The following is a 22732-nucleotide window of genomic DNA, read 5'->3' as shown; positions in this document are numbered from 1 at the left end:
TTATCCGAGGGTCTCACGATGGCCGGTAGCATTCCCCCCTCCACCCTGACGGCGGAGCGCATGACCTCGTCTCTGCTCGACATTCTTCGAGAGCGGGCCGAGCAAACGCCTGAGCGGATCGCATTCCATTTTCTTCGCGACGGCGAGGATGATGTCGTGAGCTGGTCGTACGGGCAGTTCGCCGCCGCTGCTGTCCACGTGCGCGACAGGGTGCTGCAGCACTCGCTGCACGAACGGCGCGTATTGCTGCTGCTCGAACCGGGCCTGAGCTACGTCGCGGCGTTGTTCGGCATCCTGCTCGCGGGTGCCACCGCGGTGCCTTCGTTTCCGCCTGCCGGTTCTCGCGCGGTGGCACGCTTCACGTCGATCTGTCGCGACGCCCATCCTGACGTGGTCATTGCCGGCAAGCTTCACCGCTCGCTGCAACCGCAGCTCGACGCGCTCTACGGCGACCAGCGCGCAGCGCCGACCTTGCTGACGATCGACGAAGATGCCTTCGACGATAGCGAATTATCGGTACATGACGTTCGGAACCTGCTGGAGCAGCACGTCGACCTGGATCGGCCGGCGCTGCTCCAGTACACGTCGGGATCGACGGGCGAGCCCAAGGGGGTGATCGTCACGCACGAGAATCTCGTCAGCAACTGCGCGGTGATCGCCGAGCGGCTCGGCCCCGATCCGGATCGCGTCGGCTGCACTTGGTTGCCGCCGTATCACGACATGGGGCTGATGGGCGCGCTGCTGCTCGCGGTGTACAGCGGCTTTCCGCTCGTGATTCTGTCGCCGCAGCATTTCGTCCAGCGTCCTTATCGCTGGCTCAAGGCGATCACCGACTACCGCGTGACCACGAGCGTCGCACCGAATTTCGCGTTCGACCTGTGCGTCGACAACATCAGCGAAGAAGAAGCCGCCACGCTCGATCTCAGCGCGTTGCAGCACGTCTTCTGCGGCGCGGAGCCCGTGAGCCACACGACGCTCGAGCGTTTCTTCGCGCGCTTCGGCCGGCACGGCTTCGAGCGCCGCGCCGTGGTTCCCTGCTACGGAATGGCGGAGGCGACGCTCTATGTATCGGGCAAGGTGGGCCTTTCGCCGGTCTCGCTGCTCGAGGTCGACAAAGAGGCGCTCGTTCGCGGCCTGTGCAAGCCGCACGACCCGGAACTCGACGGGCACGGACGCGCCACGCTGGTCGGGTGCGGGCCCGCGGCAGCCGGCCATCGGCTGCTGATTGTCGATCCGGCGACGAAGCGCGTGCTGCCGGAGCGCACCGTCGGCGAGATCTGGTTTAGTGGTCCGAACGTTGCAGCTGGATATCTGAATCGTGCGGACAGCGACGACATCTTCGCTGCGACGATTGCCGGCGCAGACGACGGCGGTGATCCGACGCACTACCTGCGCACGGGCGACCTCGGCTTCCTGAACGGCGGCGAGCTGTTCGTGACGGGCCGCATCAAGGACGTCGTGATTGTCGCCGGGCGCAATCTCTATCCGACCGACATCGAGGGATCGGTGCAATCGGCGCACGACGCGATTCGCACCAACGGCGTAGTGGCTTTTTCGATTGACGGCGCGCACGGGGAGTCGCTCGTCATCGTGGCGGAACTCAAACGGTCGCGTCGTCCGAGTGCCGAGCAGATGAGCGAGGTGCGAGCCGCGATCACGTTGGCGGTCACCCGCGACCACGGCGTCTCGCCGGCAGTGGTGCACCTCGGCCCGACTGGCGCGATTCCGCTCACGACGAGCGGCAAGGTGCGTCGGCAAGCGTGCAAGCAAGCGTTCCAGCAAGGCAGCTTGAGCGCACTCGAGACGCGCGCATAAGCGGTTCGCACGAACCGCATCCCCGATTTTCATTGACGCTGTCTTTCTTCGGAGCCAGTCATGGCTGAAGCGGATTCTTTGTCTTCGCGAACACCGGCGGCCGCCCGTGAGGCGCAAGCCGATACCGACGTGCGCGCACGCCGGCTCGCTTATCTGACCGTGGGTATTCCCGCGCTCGGTTTCGTACTGGCGATTGCCTACACGTGGATATATGGGTTGCGCGCAACCGACTTCGTACTGTTGGCGGTGATGTATTTCTCGACCGCGATCGGTGTCGAAACCGGCATGCACCGGTATTTCTCGCACCGTTCGTTCAAGGGGCGCCCGGTCGTTACCGTGATGCTGGGCGTGCTCGGCAGCATGGCCGCCCAGGGGCCAATCCTGTTCTGGGCCGCCACGCACCGGATGCATCATGCGTTCACCGATCAGGACGGCGATCCGCATTCGCCGCGCCCGCGCGCGAACCGGCACGGCAAGCTCAGCCGATTCGCGGGCCTTTGGCACGGCCACGTGGGCTGGCTATTCACCGTGCGCCGCGAGAACTGGAGCACGTATGCCGCAGACCTGCTGCGCGACCGTCTGATCGTCAATCTCAATCTGCGCTACGGGTGGTGGGTGCTGCTCGGCCTCGCGATTCCCGCGCTCGCGGGCGCGTTGCTCGCGCCCGCCGGGCAGAGCTTGCTCGGGGCCGTCGGCGGCTTCCTGTGGGGCGGACTTGCGCGGATATTCCTGCTCGATCAGTCGACCTGGGCCGTCAATTCGCTGTGCCACACGATCGGCACCCGTCCGCACGCGACGCGCGACCATAGCCGCAACCTGGGCCTGCTCGCGATCGTTTCGGTGGGCGGCGCATGGCACAACAACCATCACGCGCAGCCGGCGTTCGCCAACAACGATCACGCGTTCTGGCAGATCGATCCGTCCGCCTGGCTCATCCGCCTGCTCGACGCGCTGGGACTTGTCACGGAGGTGCGCTATGCGCCGAAGCGCCGCGCGGCGTTCTCCTCAACTTCGCCGTAATCCTCTATTAGCGTTTGGAGAATCCTATGAATTCGTCGATTCAGGTTGCCCCCGGCGTGACTGCCGCCGGCGGGCTGTCGGCCCCTGACGGCCAGATCCCCGGCGTTTCGCCGCTAAAAGGCAGTGGTGCGCGCGTCAAACGCTACACCGCCCTGGCCGTCATGCTGGTGCCGCTTGCCGGGTTCGCGCTGGCGGTGCGTCAACTCGTGCTGGGCGAGTTCGCCGTCACTGACCTGGTGTTGTTCGCGGTGTTCTATTTTCTGCACATGGGCGGGATCACGATGGGCTTCCATCGGTATCTTGCGCACAAGACGTTCCGGACCTCGAAGTGGTTCGAAGGAATCCTGCTGATCTGTGGCTCGATGGCCGCGCAAGGGCCGGTCATGTTCTGGGTGACGACGCATCGCCGTCATCACCTGTACAGCGACCAGAAGGGCGATCCGCATTCGCCGAACCTGGGCGGCGCGGGCCTGCTCGCGAAGCTGCGCGGCCTCTGGTATGCGCACATGCCGTGGATGCTGGCACCGGACGTGTCGGGGTGGACGTTCTTCGCGCCCGATGTATTGCGCGATCGCCGCCTGTTTTTCTATCACCGCACCTATGTCTGGTGGATCGTGCTCGGCCTGGTGCTGCCCGCCGCGATCGGAGGCGCGATCGGCGGCTCCTGGCACGGCGCGTGGAACGGCCTGCTGTTCGGTGGCTTCGCACGGATTTTCCTGGCCAATCAGGCTGCCTGGTGCGTCGGTTCGGTTTGCCACATGTTCGGCGGACGGCCCTTCAAGACCGACGACAACAGCGCGAACAACTGGACCGTCGCCATCCTCACGTTCGGCGAAGGTCTGCAGAACAACCATCACGCGTTCCCCGCGTCGTATCGCCATTCGGTGAAGTGGTACGAGCCGGATCTCAGCGCGTGGGTGCTCTGGACGCTCGGCAAGGCGGGGGTCGTCTGGGACCTGCGCTTGCCGGGGCCGGCCGCGATCCGCAAGTTGGCCAAGCAACCGTATTGAAGAAAGTTGCCTTCATGAAGCTGTTCATCTCCCTCGTATAGAAGGATTATTCATCATGTCTCAAGCTGGAATCCTGGGTGGCCTGTTCGGCCGCAAGAAAGCGGTCGCCGCCGACGTCGGCCCCCTGACGGAAGCGTCGATCCGCAGCTGGCTGGTCGATCGGCTCGCGAAGCAGCTGAAGATGGACCGGGCTGCCATCGATCCCGCCAAACGCTTTGACGAGTATGGGCTCGATTCGATCGTTGCCGTGCAGGTGTCGGGCGATCTCGAGAAAGTCGTCGAGCAGCGGCTGTCTCCGGCGCTGCTGTTCGAACACAACAGCATCGACGAACTGGCGCGCCACCTCTCGACCGAGCTCGGTCTGCAGGCTGCGTAAGCGGAGATCGACATGGCGAACATCTACACTGTTCCGAGCGCGCCGCCGGCGCGTTTCGACGAATTCCTGCAGAAATCGAAGGCGCTCGAGGGCGTGCGGCTGACCGATGCGATTCCAAAGTCGCTGTACGAGCCGCGTGCGTGGCGTGGCGTTCTCGGCTTCGTGGTGAGCTATGCGGCGTACATTGGCGCGCTCGTCGGTATCGCGTATGCGCCGCACTGGCTGTTCTACGTTCCGCTGTGGCTGCTCGCGGGCCTGGGCGGCTGGGGGCTGCATTGCATCGCGCACGATTGCGGGCACAACTCGTTCTCCCGCTCCCGGTGGTTCAACCTGACGATCGGGCATCTATCGCTGCTGCCGCTGCTGTATCCGTTCCATGCATGGCGCCACACGCATAACCTGCACCACGCGAACACCAACAACCTCGAGCTCGACACCGACTGGCGGCCGATTCCCGCGCCGCTTTACGATCGCATGCCGCTCCTCAAGCGCCTCGAGTACGCCGGTACCCGCAAGTGGCTGTTCTGGGCAGGTACGTTGAGCTACTGGAAGGAATCGGGCTTCCGTCCCGGCTTCTATCCGAAGCGCGAGATGCGGCGCGACGTGAAGCGCTCGATCGGCTTCGTGCTGATCGTCGCGATGCTCTATTTCCCTGCGCTGATCTACTTTACCGGCGTCACGGGCCTGTTCCTGTACTTCGTCGTGCCGTGGCTCATGATCCATGCGTGGTTCAGCGCCACGACGCTGATGCACCACACGTCGGACGACATCCCGTTTCTGCCGTCGCAGCACTGGACGCCGAACGCAAGTCGCCTGCTCGTGACGACGGACTACCGGTATCCGAAGTGGCTGCACTTCATGACCCATAACATTTCGGTGCATACGGCGCACCACGTCGCGCCGATCGTGCCGTTCTACAACCTTCCGAAGGCACAGGCGGCGCTCAAGGCAGCGTTCCCGGGAATGATTCGCGAAAAGGATTTCACGTTCGGCGATCTGTGGCACGTGATCCGCCACTGCCACTTCTACGACACCGAGTCAGGCTATTACCGGACCCTGTCCCGGGAGGCCGTGGCCGTCGGCGCGCGTGCGGCGACGGAGGGCCGGTGATGGCGGCCGCGAATCACACGGAAGTCTCGCCGATCACCCGGCAGACCACGAAGGCGCCTTCGTTGCGCGTGCGGCTCGGCCGTCACGCGTTCCGGATGCTGAACACGTTCGCGCCGCGCATTGCCGGACGGCGCGCGGCCGATGCGTTCGGCTTCACGCGTGGCTACGGGCTGCCCGTCAGCGATCGCATACCCCTCGGCGCGACGGTGACGTCCATCGAGGGCAACGAGGACATCGACCGGGCGTATTACTGGGCGGGCGGCACGGCGCGCGTGCTGCTCGTGCACGGCTGGGGCACCGACAGCAGCAGCATGCTGAGCTTCGTCAAGCCGATGAAGACGCTGGGCTTTTCGGTGGCGGCATTCGACGCGCCCGCGCATGGTCTGTCGCCGGGCAAGCATACGACGATGACGCAGTTCACGCGGGCGACGGGCGCGGCGCTGGATGCGATCGAAGGCGCGCAAGTGGTGATTGCACATTCGCTCGGCTCGATCGCGACGATCTCGGCGCTGGCGGAGCGCTCGCGCCGCGCGTCGTTGCGCTGCATCGTGCTGATCGCGCCGACGAGCGCGCTGACCGAGGTACTGGAGCGCTGGGCGAACCGCGACATGGCGTTGCCGCGCCCGGTGATCGAGCGCATCTATGCGGAGCTGCAATGCCGCAATGGCGTGCCGGTCAGTCATTGGGACATTCTGGCGCGCGGCGCGTCGCTCGATGTGCCGGTGCTGGTCGTGCACGACCCGGCCGATCCCGTGGTGCCGTACTGCGAGGCGCAGCGGGTGGTGGCGGGCCTGCCGCAGGCGACATTGTGGCCGGCGCCGGGCACGGGGCACGGGCGGATCTTGTCGGATGCGAGGGTACGCGAGCAGGTGCGCGAATTCGTGAAGCGACAAATGTCGAATCTTGGAGAGTTGGCGGGATGAGCACGACAGCGGTGGAGATGCGCACGTTGATGTGTCTGGTGTGCGGCTGGATTTACTCGGAAGAAAAAGGTGCGCCTGAAGACGGCATTGCGCCGGGCACGCGTTGGGAAGACATTCCGGCCAAATGGAAGTGTCCCGAGTGCGGCGTCGGCAAGGAGGATTTCGAAATGATATCGATTTGACCCAACGGAGGGGGCGCACTGCGCCCCCGATCCTGTGCCCGCAAGCACAAGATGCGGGTTCACGAGCGTGCCGGGCATGCGAAGCATGCATCCCCCCGGCAGGCAACGCGCGACGATGCGGTGGCATTGCTTCAGGCGAAACTGAACGTTGAATGGAGTGTTGAAATGGTTGCTCGACAAGTAGTGATCTGCAGTCCGGTAAGAACGCCCATCGGGGCGTTTGGTGGCACGTTGACGAACGTCGCCGCGACGACGCTCGGCGCAATCGCGGTGCGTGAAGCGGTGCGCCGCAGCAAGGTTGATCCGGCGGCGTTGGCTTCGGTCGTGATGGGCAACGTCATTCAGGCGGGAAACAAGATGAATCCCGCGCGTCAGGCGGCCGTCGGCGGCGGCATTCCGGTGGAGGTGCCTGCGCTGACCGTGAATCGCGTCTGTGGCTCGGGCGCTCAGGCCATCGTGAATGCGGCCCACGAAATCTGGCTCGGATTCGGCGAGGTCGCGGTGGCGGGCGGTATGGAAAACATGGACCGTGCGCCGTATCTGCTGCATAGCGGTCGGTGGGGCCAGCGCATGGGCAATACCGAGATCGTCGACAGCATGCTCGGGGACGGTCTCGTCGACGCGTTTTCCGGCCGGCATTCCGGATGGCATACGGAAGACCTCGTGTCGAAGGTTGGCATGACGCGCGAGCAGCAGGACCGTTGGGCGGAACGTTCGCAAAGGCGCTTCGTGGAGGCTCAGGGGCGCGGGGCGTTCGACGCCGAGCTTGTGGCGGTCGATATCGAGGGGCGCAAGCAACCCGTCCGATTCGAGCGCGACGAGCAGCCGCGGCCGGACACGACGCTCGAGTCGCTTGCCCGATTGAAACCCGCGTTTCGATCTGACGGCACCATCACCGCAGGCAATGCACCGGGATTGAACAGCGGCGCGGCGGCGATGGTCGTGGCAGAGCGGCAGTATGCCGAGGCGCATGGAATCGAGCCGATCGCGACGCTCGTGTCGTACGGCGTGGGTGCGGTCGAGCCAGGCATGTTCGGACTGGGGCCCGTGCCGGCAGTCAGGATGGCGCTCGCGCGTGCCGGATGGTCGTTGAACGACGTGGAGCGTTTCGAGATCAACGAGGCCTTTGCCGCCGTGCCGATCGCAGTCATTCGGGAGCTCGGCATCGACGAAGAGCGGGTGAACGTCGAAGGCGGCGCGATCGCGCACGGTCACGCCATCGGTGCGACCGGTGCGGTCCTGACGACCCGTCTCGCGCATTCGATGCGCCGCGATGGCATCAAACGCGGCATGGTGACCTTGTGCATTGGCGGCGGCCAAGGTATCGCCCTCGCCCTGGAGGCCGTCTGACGGCGTCTTGATCGCGACGGGAGCCGGCAACGTCCCGACCATCAGCAATCACGGAGAAGACATGGACCAGCGTTCAGCACTGGAAGACCTGTGTGCCCCTGCCGCGGGTGGGCACACGACGACGGAGGCGGAGCTCGCGCGCAAGTGGTTGACCCACTTCGGCGCCGACCGCGTGCAGGACCTCGACCTCGGCATGCTGGAGGCAATTGCCGGCTACGTCAGGAAGGGTGTATCTCCTCCGGGCGAATAGCGCGCGATTTACGTGTGTCCATTGCGTGTCCAGTGCGCGTGACCGGCCGGGCCAAGGCGCAAGCGCGGCGCGGCTTGCGCCTGGTCTGGCTCGGTCCGATCGCACGCAGGCGCGTCGCCCGGCGTCATCGCGTTGATGGCGTCGCGGGGCTGCAACGGTGCGAATGCCGGGGTCGCGATGGGCCTCGCGCATTCGCGGCATGTGCCGGTGGGACGGCCGTGGACGAAACGCGGCTGTTCCTCAATTAATGACCAAACCGCAAGACCTAGTGCATAGATATCGTTTGCCGCAGCGTTAATGACTATCGACAATCGTGGCTCGAATTCCCGCCCTTGCGCCAGAAGCGCCTTGGGCGGGCGGCACCTGTCGGCTATCCCGGCCGGCCGTGCCATCCAGCTCACGACGACATGTACGCGTTTACGCCCTCATTCCAGAATCCTGCCGGTTCGCCGATCCGCGAGCTGTTCAAGTACCTCTCCGAGCCGGGGATGATTTCGTTCGCGGGCGGCTATCCGGCCAGCGACCTGTTCGACGTCGACGGCCTGAACACGGCCGCCGAACGCGCGTACGCGCAGCCGGTGCGCTGCCTGCAATACGGCCCGACCGACGGCCTTGCCGAACTGAAGCAGCAACTGATTGCGTTGATGGCGCGCCGTAACGTCGCGTGCACGCCGGCCGAACTGCTCGTCACGACCGGCTCGCAGCAGGGCCTCGACCTGCTGCTGCGCGTGATGGTCGCGCCGGGCGACGTCGTGCTGACGGAGCAGCCGGCTTATCCGGCGACGCTGTCGGCGATGCGTCTGCAGCAGGCGCGCATCGTCACGATCCCGGTCGACGGTGAAGGCCTCGACGTCGACCGCCTCGCGTCGCAACTCGCGTCCGGCGCGATCGCGCAGCCGAAACTGCTCTACACCGTCCCGACCTTCGCGAACCCGACCGGCGCGACGCTCACGCGCGAACGCCGGCTGAAGCTGCTGCGTCTCGCGGTGCAATACCGTTTCCTGATCGTCGAGGACGATCCGTACGGCGACCTGCGTTTCGCGGGCGAACCGGTGCCGTCGATGCTCGCGCTCGCGAACGAAGTCGAAGGCGCGCGCGACTGGATCGTGCATTTCGCGAGCCTGTCGAAAATCGTCGCGCCGGGGCTGCGCGTGGGCTGGACGATCGCGCCGGCCGAGATCGCGCGACGCTGCGTGATCGCGAAGCAGACGGTCGACCTGTGCAGCACGCCGTGGACGCAAGCCACCGCCGCCGAATATCTCGCCGACGGCGCGCTCGAACGCCATCTGCCGCGCATCACGGCGGCCTACCAGCGCAAATGCGACGCGATGTGCGACGCGCTGCGCGACGGTTTCGGCGATGCGATCACGTTCCATCGCCCCGAAGGCGGGATGTTCGTGTGGGCGCGGATCGGCGCGGTGTCGTCGGATGTGCTGCTGCAACAGGCGATCGCGAACAAGGTCGTCTTCGTGCCGGGCAAGGCGTTCTTCGCGGACAACGTCGACGCCGCATCGTTGCGGCTGTCGTTCGCCGCGCCCGACGTCGACGCGATCCGGGAAGGCGTGGCGCGCCTGGTGCGCGCATATGGTGCGGCGCTGGCCGCGTGAGGAGACACACCCATGAGCATCATCATCAACGACACCGCATGGCTGGATGAAGCGCCGGGCATGGCCGATATCCGTCCCGTCGAGCACAAGTCGTCGCAGATCGGCGCGGGGCCGCAATACGTCGCGGACGTGCTCGGCCGCTTCGGCGCGGATTCGACCGACAGGGGCGACGCCGCACCGGTCGTCCTCGGCTATAACTGAACCGCGCGGCGGCGGGTTTGCAACGAAAGCCATGCGGGCACCGCGAGCTGCGCCGCCGAAACGGTTAAGCTAGCGCGACCGAATCCCGCAAGATAGTCGCGCCATCATGTCCGATCCCGCTTCCGAATCGCTCCCGCAAACCTACGACCGTCTCTGGTCGTGCCTCGAGTCCGGCGTCGGCACGCAGCGCTCGCCGTTCACGATGGTGCAGGCCGCGACGCTCGGCCTCGACGGCGCGCCGAAGGTGCGTACGATCGTGTTGCGGCAAGTGAGCCGAGCCGATCGTCTGCTGGCGTTCCATACGGATGCGCGCTCGGAGAAGGTGGCGGAGTTGCGCCGCGATCCTCGCATCGCCGTCGTCGCGAACGATCTCGACGCGCTCGTGCAGATCCGCGCGGAAGGCGTTGCGTCGATCTGCGACGACGAAGCGCAACGGCGCGCGATCTGGCAATCGAGCCGCCCACATACGTTGGTGCTGTATCGCGCACCGTTGCGTCCGGGCACGCCGATCGAGTCGCCTGAAGAGGCGCACATCACGCCAAGCCCGGGCGAGGCTCCCATCGACGGCGGCTATCGGAACTTCTGCCTCGTCCACGTCACGGTGACGCGCATCGACTGGCTCGAACTTGCCCGCGGTGGTCATCGCCGCGCGGTATTCGACGTGAACGACGACGGCTACGCAGGCCGCTGGATCGCCCCCTGACGTCGACGTTCGCACGCCTGCTACAAACGCGTACAAATCAGACACATCCCGGATACATCAGACCTTTCAAATGGGTGACCGCCGCGTGACCGCCGCGCGCCCAAATGAAAGCAAAGGCGCGCCCGGGCGCGCGGCATGTTCACTTTCAACCTCACGAAAGGAGATGCCGAGCGATGTCTTCCACACCGTTTTCCCCGATGCGTCGGCACCTGCTGGCCACGTCCGTGGCCGCGGGTGTATCCGCGATGCTGCCCACCGCGCTGCATGCGGCAACCGGCGACACCGGCATACGCCCGTTCACCGCCCATATCCCCGATGACGCACTGGTCGACCTGCGCCGCCGCATCACCGCGACCCGCTGGCCGGGCCGCGAGACCGTCGCCGACGAATCGCAGGGCGTGCGGCTCGCGCGCATGCAGGCGCTGCTGCGCTACTGGGGCACCGACTACGACTGGCGCAAGGGCGAGGCGCGCCTGAATGGCTTCCCGATGTTCATCACGGAAATCGACGGGCTCGACATTCACTTCATCCACGTCCGGTCGCGGCACGCGAATGCGATGCCGATGATCATGACGCACGGCTGGCCCGGTTCGGTCTTCGAGCTGGTGAAGGCGATCGGCCCGCTGACCGACCCGACCGCGCACGGTGCGAGCGCCGACGATGCGTTCCACGTCGTCGTGCCGTCGCTGCCGGGCTTCGGTTTCTCGGGCCGCCCGACGAAGACGGGCTGGGGCTCGGACCACATCGCCCGCGCATGGGGCGAGCTGATGGCGCGCCTCGGCTATACGCGCTTCGTGTCGCAGGGCGGCGACTGCGGCTCGGTGATCTCGCACCGGATGGCGATGCAGCGCGTGCAGGGCCTGGCCGGGATTCACGTGAACATGCCGGCGACGGTGCCGCCGGACATCGCGACGCTGCTCCAGGTCGACGCGCCGGCCCCGGCATCGCTGTCGCCGAAGGAGAAGGCCGCGTACGAGAAGCTCGCGACGTTCTATCGCGACAACTGCGGCTACTCGGCGATGATGGTCACGCGTCCGCAGACGGTCGGCTACGCGCTCGCCGATTCGCCGTCGGGGCAGGCCGCGTGGATGTACGACAAGATCTCGCAGTGGACCTACAGCGGCGGCGTCCCCGAACGTTCGATTCCGCGTGACGAGATTCTCGACGACATTTCGTTGTACTGGCTGACCAACACGGCGACGTCCTCCGCGCAGATCTACTGGGAGGATCACTCGAACAACTTCAACGCGGTGGACATCTCGCTGCCGGCCGCGATCACGGTGTTTCCCGGCGAGATCTATCAGGCGCCGCGCAGCTGGGCCGAGCGCAGCTATCACAACCTGATCTACTTCAACGAAGTCGACAAGGGCGGCCATTTCGCGGCATGGGAAGAGCCGGAACTGTTCGCACGCGAAGTGCGTGCCGGGTTCCGGCCGTTGCGTCGCGCGTAAGCGCGGCTCGACGGGCGCGCGCGGGCCGGTTGCGATGCCGGCCTGCGTTCGTCGCCGCATCGGTGCATGGGGGCGCGTGTGTTGCGCGGCCCCCGAAACGCACCGCCTCGCGGGCGTTTTTTGAATCGCTCTGTGTCGTATCCGAACACAGATACGTTGGGATACAAAGCGTCCGGATGGTTCGGATATAAATCCGGTGAAGCGATTCACACGGCGGCGCGAAGCGATGCGCGGCCGGCGTGAACGGCGATACCGGAGCGCCCGCACTTGCCGTGGGCTCCTTACTTAGCGATCGACAATGGAGAACGAGTCATGCCTGATACCGTGAATAGCCGCCGCCGCCTGATCCTGGGTACGACAATCGCAAGCCTGAGCCTCGCCGACCTCGGCTTCGGCTCGCTGGCGCACGCGCAGTCCGCGCCCGATGCCCCGACGAGCCGCGCGGCCGGCGCGGCGTCGCTCGGCACCATCCACCAGATCGATGCGGGCGTGCTGAACGTCGGGTATGCGGACCTCGGGCCGAAGAACGGCCCCGTCGTGTTCCTGCTGCACGGCTGGCCGTACGACATCTACAGCTACGCGGACGTCGCGCCGCTGCTCACGGCGGCCGGCTATCGCGTGATCGTGCCGTACCTGCGCGGCTACGGATCGACGACGTTCCGCTCGGCCGACACGCTGCGCAACGGCCAGCAGGCGGTGACGGCCGTCGACATCGTCGCGCTGATGGATGCGCTGAAGATCGACCATGCGGTGTTCGGCGGCTACGACTGGGGCGCACGCACGGCCGACGTCATCGCGGCGCTGTGGCCGCAGCGCGTGAAGGGGCTGGTGTCGGTGAGCGGCTATCTGATCGGCAGCCAGCAGGCGAACAGCAAGCCGCTGCCGCCGCAGGCCGAACTCCAGTGGTGGTATCAGTTCTACTTCTCGACCGAGCGCGGCGCGCTCGGCTATGCGGAGAACCTCGATGCGTTCAACAAGCTGATCTGGCGGCTCGCGTCGCCGAAGTGGCAGTTCTCCGACGAGACCTATGCGCGCAGCGCCGCATCGTTCCAGAATCCCGACCACGTGGCGGTCGTGATCCACAACTATCGCTGGCGCCTCGGTCTCGCGAAGGGCGAAGCGAAATACGACGACATCGAGCGGCGGCTCGCGGCCGGCCCGGTCATCACCGTGCCGACGATCACGATGGAAGGCGATGCGAACGGCGCACCGCATCCGGCCCCGGCCGCGTATGCGAAGAAGTTCACCGGCAAGTACCAGCACCGCACGATCACCGGCGGCATCGGCCACAACCTGCCGCAGGAAGCGCCGCAGGCGTTCGCCGATGCGATCCTGCAAGTGGAGCATCTGTGATGCGGGCGCGTACCGGTGTTGTGCGTCACGGCGCGCGCCGTGCGCTCGTCGCGGGCGCGTTGCTGGCCGGCGCGTTGTCGGCGAGCGGCCCGGCCGCGTTCGCGGAGCAGCCGAAGCCGGCCGCGTCGCCGATCTACGGCGTGACGATCCCGCCCGGCTACCGGAAGTGGGAAATGGTCGCGCCGGCCGAGGAAGCGGCGCCGCTCGACGAATTGCGCGTGGTGCTCGGCAATCCCGTCGCGATGCGTGCGCTCGAAAAGTCGACGCTGCCGTTTCCGGACGGCACGATCCTCGTGAAGCTTGCGTACAAGCGCAAGCAATCGGACGAGTTCCCGCCGGCGACCGTGCCGGGCCAGGCGACCACCGTGCAGGTGATGGTGAAGGATTCGCGTCGCTATGCGTCGACGGGCGGCTGGGGCTTCGGGCGCTTCATCAACGGCGTGCCGGCCGATATCGGTCAGCATCAGACGTGCTTCGCGTGTCACCAGGCGCGCGTGAAGAATCATGACTTCGTGTTCACGCGGTTGGCGCCTTGATGGGCGTGTGTACGTCAGGATGCACGCTTCATTGCCGTGCCATCGTCGGCGGGAATTTGAGTGGAACTACGCCGAGCCGGGTTGGACCCGACCGCCTGGATGATTCCTCGCGTTCAGGTCGTTCCGCTTGATGACGCGGCGGCGCGAACCCGGTTGCACGGATCGCGTCGCTGAGTCGCTTGCATCACCACGAATAGCCCTGCATCCCGTAATCGGTATCGTGTCTGCGGCCCCACCACGGCAGGTAGGCGTTGTTTCCGCCGCGCGCGCGGAACCAGTCCTGATTCGGATCGATCGGCGTGAGCTTGGACGGCGGCCTGACGACGACCGCGACGGGGTGTTCAGCGTCGGTCGTGCCGGCGACCAACGCGTTGCCGCCGGAGTGGTTGATCCGGCCGATCGCCAGCGCGACGTCGGTCAATGCGCTGCCGGTTCCCATGTCGCCGAGCAGTCCGGCGGTGTTGAAGGTCTGCTTCTGGTGATCGTATTCCGGAAGCGTTTCGGTCAACGTCCGTGCGAGTGAAACAAGGCGTGCCGACGCTTCATCGCTGCCTTTACCCGCGTCGTGGAAGATGTACTGGAGGTCGGTGGACGCGACACCTGCATTGCGCGCGGCTTCGTCGATCGTGGCTTTCCACGCCTGTACAGCACGGGTCGTGCCGACCTTCGGCGCGAATGCTTTCGTGTCGCCGGCCGCGGCCTTGCCGATCCAGGCGAGTGGTTCCCGCTCGGTGTTGAAGTTGGGGCCGGCGAGGAACAGCACGACAAGGTTTTCGTTGATCTGCGCATCCGTGGGCGGGAAGTTCGGGGCGTCCCAGTTCATTGCCCACGCGGTCTTGTCGGGGTTTGCCTGCAAGTAGTCCAACGCGTTGTTCAGCGATGTAAAGCCAGCGTTTGCGCCGCCTTGCGTGATCTGGATATCGGGGGGCGTGTCGCGGCTCCAAAGGGTCTTGGGTGATGGCGGACCGATTTCGAAGCATTGGAGAAACTCATTGATAAAGTACGTCTTCGCGTCGATCGGATAAAGCCTTGGAGGCAGTGCGAGCTCGATATGTATTCCGGCAAGCTCGCGCCAATCTTTGGGATTCTCGGATTTCACGGTGTAGAAATAGCTCGCGTTCGCGAAGTAGCGCGAACGCGTCAACACGAGAAACTTTCTCACGTACTTGTGATAGAAGCCCTTGAACGTCTCTTCGCCTTCGTTGCCGTATGCGATGCCAGCTACCGACTGCAGGGTGGTAAAGGACTTCGGGTCGGTGCGGACCATATCGTCATTCTTGTTGGGAGCGGCAAGCCCCTGTGTCCACAACAATTGCCATTCGGTTGGATAGTCCATACGTTGCAACGGATTCAACCACATCAGGCCGACAACCTGCGCGACGAACGGCTTGGCCGGCGCTTCGGCTGCTGGCGCTGCAATGCCCGCGGGCTCTGGAACAGGGGCGGCTTGTGCTGGACGCATGATGGCCGTGGTGAACAGAAACACCGTCAGCGCGGCCAAGCCAGGTACGACAAAAAAACGTTTCATCCAATCTCCTATTTCCAAATGTGCCGGGTCGGGTTGTTCGACATGCACCATCAGAGAGGCCATGAGGACGGTGGCGATCAGCCATGTCAAAACGGCGACGGCGACGCGTCGCGGCCACGTGCCGAGCAGGGGCTTCATACGAACCCCCCGACCTTCAGATAAAACTCGCCTTCACGTTCATCCGTGATCGTCGGTCCTGCGTCTCAGTGCCGGTCTGCATCACCAGGAATAGCCCTGCATGCCGTAATCGACATCGTGTCTGCGCCCCCACCACGGCAGGTAGGCGTTGTTTCCGCCGCGGGCGCGGAACCAGTCCTGATTCGGATCGATCGGCGTGAGCTTGGACGGCGGCCTGACGACGACCGCGACGGGGTGTTCAGCGTCGGTCGTGCCGGCGACCAACGCGTTGCCGCCGGAGTGGTTGATCCGGCCGATCGCCAGCGCGACGTCGGTCAATGCGCTGCCGGTTCCCATGTCGCCGAGCAGTCCGGCGGTGTTGAAGGTCTGCTTCTGGTGATCGTATTCCGGAAGCGTTTCGGTCAACGTCCGTGCGAGTGAAACAAGGCGTGCCGACGCTTCATCGCTGCCTTTACCCGCGTCGTGGAAGATGTACTGGAGGTCGGTGGACGCGACACCTGCATTGCGCGCGGCTTCGTCGATCGTGGCTTTCCACGCCTGTACAGCACGGGTCGTGCCGACCTTCGGCGCGAATGCTTTCGTGTCGCCGGCCGCGGCCTTGCCGATCCAGGCGAGTGGTTCCCGCTCGGTGTTGAAGTTGGGGCCGGCGAGGAACAACACGACAAGGTTTTCGTTGATCTGGGCGTCCGTGGGCGGGAAGTTCGGGGCATCCCAGTTCATTGCCCACGCGGTCTTGTCGGGGTTTGCCTGCAAGTAGTCCAACGCGTTGTTCAGTGATGTGAAGCCGGCGTTCGCGCCGCCTTGCGTGATCTGAATATCGGGGGGCGTGTCGCGGCTCCAAAGAGACTTAGGGGATGGCGGGCCGATTTCGAAAAAATTCATCATCCGATCGCCCATGCGCGACCGGGCAAAGGTCGGATCAAGTCGGGGCGGAATGGCAGCTTCGACGTGCATGCCAGCGAGTTCACGCCAATCACTTTGCTGCTCGGAACCTACTGTGTAGAAATACTTCGCGTTGCTGAAATAGCGCGCGCGCAGCAGTAGGATGAATTTATCGATGTACTTGGCGTAGAAGCCCTTGAACGATTCTTCTCCCTCGTTGCCGTATGCGATGCCAGCTACCGATTGCAGCGTGGTAAAAGACTTTGGGTCCGTGCGGACCATATCGTCATTCTTGTTGGGCGCCGCAAGTCCCTGTGCCCACAACAATTGCCATTCGGTCGGGTAGTCCATACGTTGCAACGGATTCAACCACATCAGGCCGACAACCTGCGCGACGAACGGCTTGGCCGGCTCTTCGACTGATGACGATGAATTCTCTAACGCGTTGACAGGTGCGGCATGTACCGAGCGTGCGATGGCCGTGGTGAACAGGAACACCATGAGCGCAGCCAGGCTCGGTACGACTAAGAATCGTTTCATCCAATCTCCTATCTCCAAATGTGCCGGGTCGGGTTGTCCGACGTGCGCCATCAGAGAGGCCATGAGCACGGTGGTAATGAGCCAAATCGAAACGGCGATGGCGACGCGTCGCGGCCATGTAGCGATCAGCGTCTTCATACGACACTCCCGGCCTTCAAATAGAGTGGACCTTCACGTTCATCCACGATCGCGGTCGGCATCGTTCCTTCGCCGTTCTCGGCGTGTACCCATTGGTGGAGAGGCATACGATCGAGGGTGCCCGATGCAAAATAGTCGGTATACGTCTTGTTCGGATCATTCAAAGGAGCCCCGTCCCCCATCCGCCAATCCGCCTCAATGCGCAGCGATTTAAGTTGCTTGTCCGTCAGGTAGCACAAGCCCACCGCAACGTCATACGCAAGTGCCTTCTCGGCATGCTCGGGATTGGTCATCGTCGTAGAGTGGTTGGTTGGGCTATTGGTCGCACCGCGATCGAGCCAGTCGACAATCTGCTTGTCTCGCCATTCCTTGTAGCCCTCCGGCACGGCGCTTTTGCCGTCCTCGCCGATCACGTGGCCGTCGCTATCAAACCATTCCGTATTCAGCGTTCGACGCGCTTCCATGCGCATCAACGCGCGATCTTCATAGCGCTGTCCGGCTTCCGTTTCCGCTGTACCTTGCGCGACGCTATCCGCGTTCTTTGCGTTGTACTGGTCGTACGGATCATCGGCCCGCTTGTCCGCATCGGCTTTGCTCGCGTCGCGCCATGCGGCTGGTGGATCGTTGCCTTCGTTGAAGTCGCTGACTGCGTCGCCGTCCTTTGTTTCGACGGGCTTGCCGAATCGCAACGCCTGTGGCGGGAAAGGCTCGTCAAGGGCCGGCGCATCCGCCACCACCGTCCAGCCTTTCGGCGGATCGGCGTTCACTCGGAGCATGTTCAACGCCGAACTGATTCCGGTCACGACGAACATCAGGGGCGCTGTTACGAGCGTAGCGGCCACGCCCAAGACCGACTCATTACCCTTGAGCGCACCGATCAGATTGAATTTGGCGGGTGGCGATGGCGGATACCAGAAGCCTGGTTTCGTTCCTTGCTTGCCATGCCGCCAATCGTCTTCCCAATATCGGTAGGGTTTCTGCACGCCGATCGGGAAACCCGATGCGAACACCCGCTGCGTCAGAATGCCTGCGGCACCGATATCGCCGAGTTCGTGCTTGCCGATCCCGCGCCACCCGATGCCTTGCACCGTTACCGCTGAAATCACCTGATCGTGCGGACAGCAATACGCGGAGACGCGCCCATACGTCGACCCATTCAAGCCATGCCTCGCGCGATCCTCTTGTGCTGTATACGACCGGTTGCTCGTCGGCGATACCCGCTCGTTTGCCATGTCCTCATCGATCTTGCTTGCCAGCAACTCGTGCTCCCTGCGAGCGCCGATGATCGATAGAAACGTGCCGAATGTCTTCGTGCGCGCGGCGTAGGTCTGCCTTCCGCGCTGACCGCTCGCGTCCTTCGTCGCGCGTTGCGACCATGAATCCATGAACGTGTCGGATTTGTACGGGCCGTCCGCATTCGCAAGGCTATACGGCGCATTCGCCAATACGTAGGCATCTGCCACGCAATGTCCGGTCCGCCCCCACGGATCTTCGACATCGGGGAAGGCGTCGCCAAAGAACGCTGCTGTCAGTCCCACGATGTTGCCCTGGCTATGACATACGACGGTAATCGGTACATCAGCCTGCATGCGGCGAATCGACTCGATCAGCCGGGCCAGTCGCAACGCCGCGAGTACGCCATACGCGCGAGGCGGCGCGCGGTACAGCGGCCGATTGGTCGGATTGATGCCTTGCACAGTCATCCACCCCATCGTTCGATCATCCAGACCGCCGTGCCAGAGATCGGGCAGGCTTGCACAGCCGTTCGTGAACGGACCACCGCCCCAATAGTCCTTCTCGTTCAGAAAGATCTTGTCGCCGTATTCCTTCAGTTCGGCCGCGGTCGCCCGATAGCCCCATCGGAAATGAATGACAGGCGAAAACGACGGCTCGGGTTTGATGTAGTCACCGGACCAAAGCTTCGGATTCAAGAACCCATCCGGCGTCACGCTTTCCGTGTACTTCGCGGGCGTCAGCTGCCCCGCGTCGATGCCGTGATACATCATCTGATCGTCCAGACGCCCGAGCCTGCGATTCATCCCGTTGCACAGCCCGTGCTCCGCTGCATCGAACCATTCGCCCTCCGAGTTCACGCCGTGCACGAAGATCACGATGCCGGGCAACGGCAATTGCTTGACGCAGATCAGCGGCGTGTTCTTTACAAACCTCGTCACGCCTTCGCCGCGGCCGACCACGATCGGCGGCGGTGCCGGACGCGATGCGGCCACGTTCAGCGGAGCGACTGTTGCCGCGGGTTCGTCGTTGCGAGCATGTGCCACCGATCGCGGATCGAGAAGTGAATCGGCCATCCAAACTCCTGAACATCTCAAACACCGTCCCCGTTATCGGACGTACGAAACGAATCGATAAGTATCCGAATCAATGGAGAACTGAAACGAGGCCGCAAGCATATCGAATCGGTGTGAGTGGAAAGCACGGATGCCGGAAAATGCGCGCCGAGCGCGATGGCGACGAACGAAAATTGTCAGAATGTGTTTCCGAGCGGAAATCCGTCGCATGGCTTCGTCACGCAAAGAGCGCCGCGAGCGCGGCGCTGCCTTCACTCCGTAGCGACTGCGAGGCCCGTCATCCGGCGAGGCAGCCGTTTGACGCACCGCGTACAACATTTTGTCTGTATCTTTCAACGATTAATTCGCTGTTGTCCGTGCTTGCGTGGCGAAACCGACGAGTTTGTATCGCACTGTATCTATCGCCGCTCCGGAAACATCGGATTGCACTGAAACCATGGTTCGGAAACATGCCGGATACGTGAGCGGGTTCTACTGTCGACATGCAGGAAACGTTCGATGCCAGCCATCTGGATCGGATGCCGAATGATCGACACACCCATTTCCTTCCAGGAGAACACTCATGAAAGTCGCTCGAATCGTCGCCGTTGCCGTCCTCGCTTCGATCCCCGCATTGTCGTTCGCCGATACCGGCCACGGCCTCACGCGTGCCGATGTGCGCGCCGATCTCGTCCGGCTCGAGAAGGCCGGCTACAGCCCGGCCAGCGGCGAAGCCAATTACCCGGACGATATCGCTGCCGCGGAGAACGCCGTCGCCGCGCAGCAGGTCGCGCGCTCGGACCAGAACGGTCCGTCGAAGTCGCAGGGCGACAACGTCGCCGCCGCGTCGGTGCCGGCCGCCCGCTACGCCGCGGCCGATACGGGCGCTGCCCGCGACGGACGCACGGGCGCCGCCGACGGCCTGTACGCGCATTCGTGATCCGCTGCCGCGCCTGCCGAGCGCCGGCGCGGCCGCATCGTAAACATTTCAGATGGACAACACGACAGGAAGGAGCAAGACGATGGTCGGTTTGACGAAACGGGTGCTGGTGTCCGCGGCGGTGCTCGGCGGGCTGTTCGGTGCGGTCACGGCGCAAGCTGCGCCGAAGGAAGACCTGAAAGGCACGAACGTCGTGCTGGTGCACGGCGCGTTCGCCGACGGGTCGAGCTGGAACCGCGTGATTCCGCTGCTCGAGGCGCGCGGCCTGCATGTCGTAGCGGTGCAGAATCCGCTGAGCTCGCTCGCCGACGATGCCGCCGCGACGAAGCGCGCGATCGACGAGCAGAAGGGGCCCGTCGTGCTGGTCGGCCATTCGTGGGCCGGCGTCGTGATCAGCGATGCGGGCAACGACGACAAGGTGAAGTCGCTCGTCTATGTTGCCGCGTTCGCGCCGGACAACGGCCAGTCGATCGCCGACGTCACGCAGGGGCTGCCGGCGCCGGCGTGGGCCGGCGAGCTGCGCAAGGACTCGGGCGGTTTCGCGACGCTGTCGGACAAGGCGATCGCGCAGGATTTCGCGCCGGACCTGTCGCCCGCGCAGCAGCGCGTCGTCGCGGCGACGCAAGGGCCGTGGTACGGTGGCTGTATTTCGCAGAAGGTCACGCAGGCCGCGTGGCATGAGAAGCCGTCGTCGTTCGTCGTCGCGACGCAGGACCGGATGATCGATCCGAAGCTGCAGGAGGCGATGGCGAAGCGGATCGGTGCGACGGTCACGCGTGTGAACGGCAGCCACGTCTCGATGTTGAGCCAGCCGAAGGCCGTGGCCGACGCGATCATCGCGGCCGCGGAGCGTGCGAAGCACGATACGCAGTGAGCGATGCGGCGCCGCGATGCGAATGGCGCGCGGCGCCTTTCCTTCCCGCCATCCGCCCCGAAGGAAGTCCCCTTGGGGGAAATGGCGGAGTTTCTCGGAGCACATTCTGATGACGCAGCAACTCTGGCAACTGTCGGCGACTGAAATCGCGAAGCGGGTGCGGCAACGTGAAGTGTCCGCGCGGGAAGTGGCGGATGCGACGCTGGCCCGTCTCGATGCGGTGAACCCGGCGATCAACGCGGTGGTCGAGCATCGCCCCGACGACGTGCGGCGGCAAGCCGACGAAGTCGATCGCGCGATCGCGCGCGGCGACGATCCGGGGCCGCTCGCCGGCGTGCCCGTGACCGTGAAGATCAACGTCGACGTCGCGGCGTTCGCGACGACCAACGGCACGCGCCTGCAGGAAAACCTGATCGCGAGCGCCGACAGCCCGTCGGTCTCGAACCTGAGGAAGGCCGGCGCGGTGCTGCTCGGCCGCAGCAATTCGCCGACGTTCGCGCTGCGCTGGTTCACATCGAATCTCGTGCACGGCCATACGTACAATCCGCGTAATCGGTCGCTGACGCCGGGCGGATCGAGCGGCGGCGCGGCGGCTGCCGTGGCCGCCGGGATCGGCCCGCTCGCGGTCGGCACCGACATCGGCGGCTCGGTGCGCTATCCGGCTTACGCATGCGGCGTGCACGGGATCCGGCCGTCGCTCGGACGCGTGCCGGCGTTCAATGCGTCGTCGCCCGAGCGTGCGATCGGCGCGCAGTTGATGTCGACGACGGGGCCGATCGCGCGCACGATCGACGATCTCGCGCTGGCGCTGCGAGCGTTCGCCGCGCCGGACCCGCGCGACCCGTGGTACGTGCCGGTGCCGTTCGAAGGCCGTGCGGCGCCGAAGCGAGCAGCGCTGTGCGTGCGGCCGGGTGGCCTGCAGGTCGTGCCCGAAGTCGAGGCCGCGTTGCGCGATGCCGCGCGCCGGCTCGTCGATGCAGGGTGGACCGTCGATGAAATCGACGACACGCCGCCGATGCGCGAGGCCGCGTTGTTGCAGGAGCAGCTCTGGCTTGGCGACGGATTCGACGCGTTGACGAACGCGGTCGCGAGCGACGGCGACCCGGGCGCGGCCGCCGTGATCGCCGCCGTGCGCGGCAAGGTGCGCGATCTGCCGGCCGACGTGATCAGCCGCGCGCTCGTGCGGCGCACGACGCTGACGCGGCAATGGCGGCTGTTTCTCGATGAATACGCGGTGCTGCTGCTGCCTGTGTCGTCGGAGTTGCCGTTCCCCGACGATCTCGACAGGCAAGGACCGGAAGGGTTCGAGCGCGTATGGGAAGCGCAGCTCACGCTGCGTGCGCTGCCGGCGATGGGGCTACCCGGGCTTGCGGTGACGACGGGGATCGTCAATAACGTGCCGGTCGGTGTGCAGGTGGTCGCCGCGCATCATCGCGAGGATCTGTGCTTGCTCGCGGGGCGCGACATCGAGGCGCGCGGCGCGCCGGTGACCGTGGTCGATCCGATCGTCTGAGGCG

General features: G+C 64.8%; 21 protein-coding genes. 18 read left to right on the top strand and 3 right to left on the bottom strand.

Going from position 1 to position 22732, the window contains the following annotated elements:
* The first annotated feature begins 60 nt into the window (after positions 1 to 60).
* The 15 genes from ACVK00_RS03635 to ACVK00_RS03565 all read left to right on the top strand — a co-directional run bounded on the left by ACVK00_RS03635 (position 61) and on the right by ACVK00_RS03565 (position 13887).
* Entirely contained in the window at positions 61 to 1815 is a 1755-nt protein-coding gene (locus tag ACVK00_RS03635; protein ID WP_284898278.1) for a fatty acyl-AMP ligase, read from the top strand.
* Between the two features lie 78 nt (positions 1816 to 1893).
* Positions 1894 to 2835: an acyl-CoA desaturase gene (locus ACVK00_RS03630; RefSeq protein WP_284898281.1), complete on the top strand. Its 942-nt coding sequence runs from the start codon at positions 1894 to 1896 to the stop codon at positions 2833 to 2835.
* A gap of 56 nt (positions 2836 to 2891) precedes the next feature.
* Positions 2892 to 3845, top strand: coding sequence for an acyl-CoA desaturase (locus tag ACVK00_RS03625; RefSeq protein WP_284898284.1), 954 nt, complete (start codon positions 2892 to 2894; stop codon positions 3843 to 3845).
* Between the two features lie 55 nt (positions 3846 to 3900).
* Complete coding sequence (locus tag ACVK00_RS03620) at positions 3901 to 4221, top strand: acyl carrier protein (RefSeq protein WP_006749604.1); 321 nt, start codon at positions 3901 to 3903, stop codon at positions 4219 to 4221.
* A 12-nt stretch (positions 4222 to 4233) separates the two neighbouring features.
* Positions 4234 to 5331, top strand: a complete 1098-nt coding sequence (locus ACVK00_RS03615) for a fatty acid desaturase (protein WP_284898289.1) — start codon at positions 4234 to 4236, stop codon at positions 5329 to 5331.
* Entirely contained in the window at positions 5331 to 6254 is a 924-nt protein-coding gene (locus ACVK00_RS03610; protein ID WP_284898291.1) for an alpha/beta fold hydrolase, read from the top strand. The genes ACVK00_RS03615 and ACVK00_RS03610 overlap by 1 nt, the downstream gene beginning before the upstream one ends.
* Entirely contained in the window at positions 6251 to 6436 is a 186-nt protein-coding gene (locus ACVK00_RS03605; protein WP_006749607.1) for a rubredoxin, read from the top strand. The genes ACVK00_RS03610 and ACVK00_RS03605 overlap by 4 nt, the downstream gene beginning before the upstream one ends.
* A gap of 165 nt (positions 6437 to 6601) precedes the next feature.
* Positions 6602 to 7786, top strand: a complete 1185-nt coding sequence (locus ACVK00_RS03600) for a thiolase family protein (RefSeq protein ID WP_284898320.1) — start codon at positions 6602 to 6604, stop codon at positions 7784 to 7786.
* Between the two features lie 61 nt (positions 7787 to 7847).
* Positions 7848 to 8036 (top strand): hypothetical protein, encoded by a 189-nt coding sequence (locus ACVK00_RS03595; protein ID WP_284898294.1) that lies wholly within the window; start codon positions 7848 to 7850, stop codon positions 8034 to 8036.
* A gap of 407 nt (positions 8037 to 8443) precedes the next feature.
* Positions 8444 to 9643 (top strand): aminotransferase-like domain-containing protein, encoded by a 1200-nt coding sequence (locus ACVK00_RS03590; RefSeq protein ID WP_284898296.1) that lies wholly within the window; start codon positions 8444 to 8446, stop codon positions 9641 to 9643.
* Between the two features lie 12 nt (positions 9644 to 9655).
* The gene (locus ACVK00_RS03585; protein ID WP_284898299.1) at positions 9656 to 9844 is read left to right on the top strand and encodes a hypothetical protein; all 189 of its coding nucleotides are present in this window, start codon (positions 9656 to 9658) and stop codon (positions 9842 to 9844) included.
* Positions 9845 to 9950: 106 nt separating this feature from the next.
* Positions 9951 to 10547, top strand: a complete 597-nt coding sequence (locus ACVK00_RS03580) for a pyridoxamine 5'-phosphate oxidase family protein (RefSeq protein ID WP_284898302.1) — start codon at positions 9951 to 9953, stop codon at positions 10545 to 10547.
* A 173-nt stretch (positions 10548 to 10720) separates the two neighbouring features.
* Positions 10721 to 11998: an epoxide hydrolase family protein gene (locus tag ACVK00_RS03575; protein WP_006749613.1), complete on the top strand. Its 1278-nt coding sequence runs from the start codon at positions 10721 to 10723 to the stop codon at positions 11996 to 11998.
* Between the two features lie 312 nt (positions 11999 to 12310).
* A complete protein-coding gene (locus ACVK00_RS03570; protein WP_228908954.1) occupies positions 12311 to 13351 on the top strand; it encodes an alpha/beta fold hydrolase in 1041 nt (346 codons plus the stop codon).
* Positions 13351 to 13887 (top strand): cytochrome P460 family protein, encoded by a 537-nt coding sequence (locus tag ACVK00_RS03565; RefSeq protein WP_228908955.1) that lies wholly within the window; start codon positions 13351 to 13353, stop codon positions 13885 to 13887. The genes ACVK00_RS03570 and ACVK00_RS03565 overlap by 1 nt, the downstream gene beginning before the upstream one ends.
* Before the next feature lie 184 nt (positions 13888 to 14071).
* On the opposite strand, the gene ACVK00_RS03560 is transcribed toward ACVK00_RS03565, so the two are convergent.
* From ACVK00_RS03560 to ACVK00_RS03550, 3 genes are all read right to left on the bottom strand, one after another.
* A complete protein-coding gene (locus tag ACVK00_RS03560) occupies positions 14072 to 15553 on the bottom strand; it encodes a virulence factor (RefSeq protein ID WP_284898309.1) in 1482 nt (493 codons plus the stop codon).
* A gap of 81 nt (positions 15554 to 15634) precedes the next feature.
* A complete protein-coding gene (locus ACVK00_RS03555) occupies positions 15635 to 17113 on the bottom strand; it encodes a virulence factor (RefSeq protein ID WP_354123193.1) in 1479 nt (492 codons plus the stop codon).
* Positions 17110 to 19422, bottom strand: a complete 2313-nt coding sequence (locus tag ACVK00_RS03550) for a T6SS effector phospholipase Tle3 domain-containing protein (RefSeq protein ID WP_354123192.1) — start codon at positions 19420 to 19422, stop codon at positions 17110 to 17112. Before ACVK00_RS03550 ends, ACVK00_RS03555 begins: the two co-directional genes overlap by 4 nt.
* Positions 19423 to 19984: 562 nt before the next feature.
* Here ACVK00_RS03550 and ACVK00_RS03545 point away from each other — a divergent pair.
* From ACVK00_RS03545 to ACVK00_RS03535, 3 genes are all read left to right on the top strand, one after another.
* Complete coding sequence (locus tag ACVK00_RS03545; RefSeq protein ID WP_354123191.1) at positions 19985 to 20341, top strand: DUF4148 domain-containing protein; 357 nt, start codon at positions 19985 to 19987, stop codon at positions 20339 to 20341.
* An 82-nt stretch (positions 20342 to 20423) separates the two neighbouring features.
* A complete protein-coding gene (locus ACVK00_RS03540) occupies positions 20424 to 21215 on the top strand; it encodes an alpha/beta fold hydrolase (protein WP_284891446.1) in 792 nt (263 codons plus the stop codon).
* A 109-nt stretch (positions 21216 to 21324) separates the two neighbouring features.
* Positions 21325 to 22728 carry an amidase family protein gene (locus ACVK00_RS03535; protein WP_284891447.1) on the top strand — a complete coding sequence of 468 codons (1404 nt, stop codon included), beginning with the start codon at positions 21325 to 21327 and terminating at the stop codon, positions 22726 to 22728.
* The last annotated feature ends 4 nt before the right edge of the window (positions 22729 to 22732 follow it).

This window comes from Burkholderia sp. PvR073, assembly GCF_054055695.1.
Note: the sequence above shows the minus strand (reverse complement) of the source record. Positions and strands in the feature narration are given on the sequence as shown.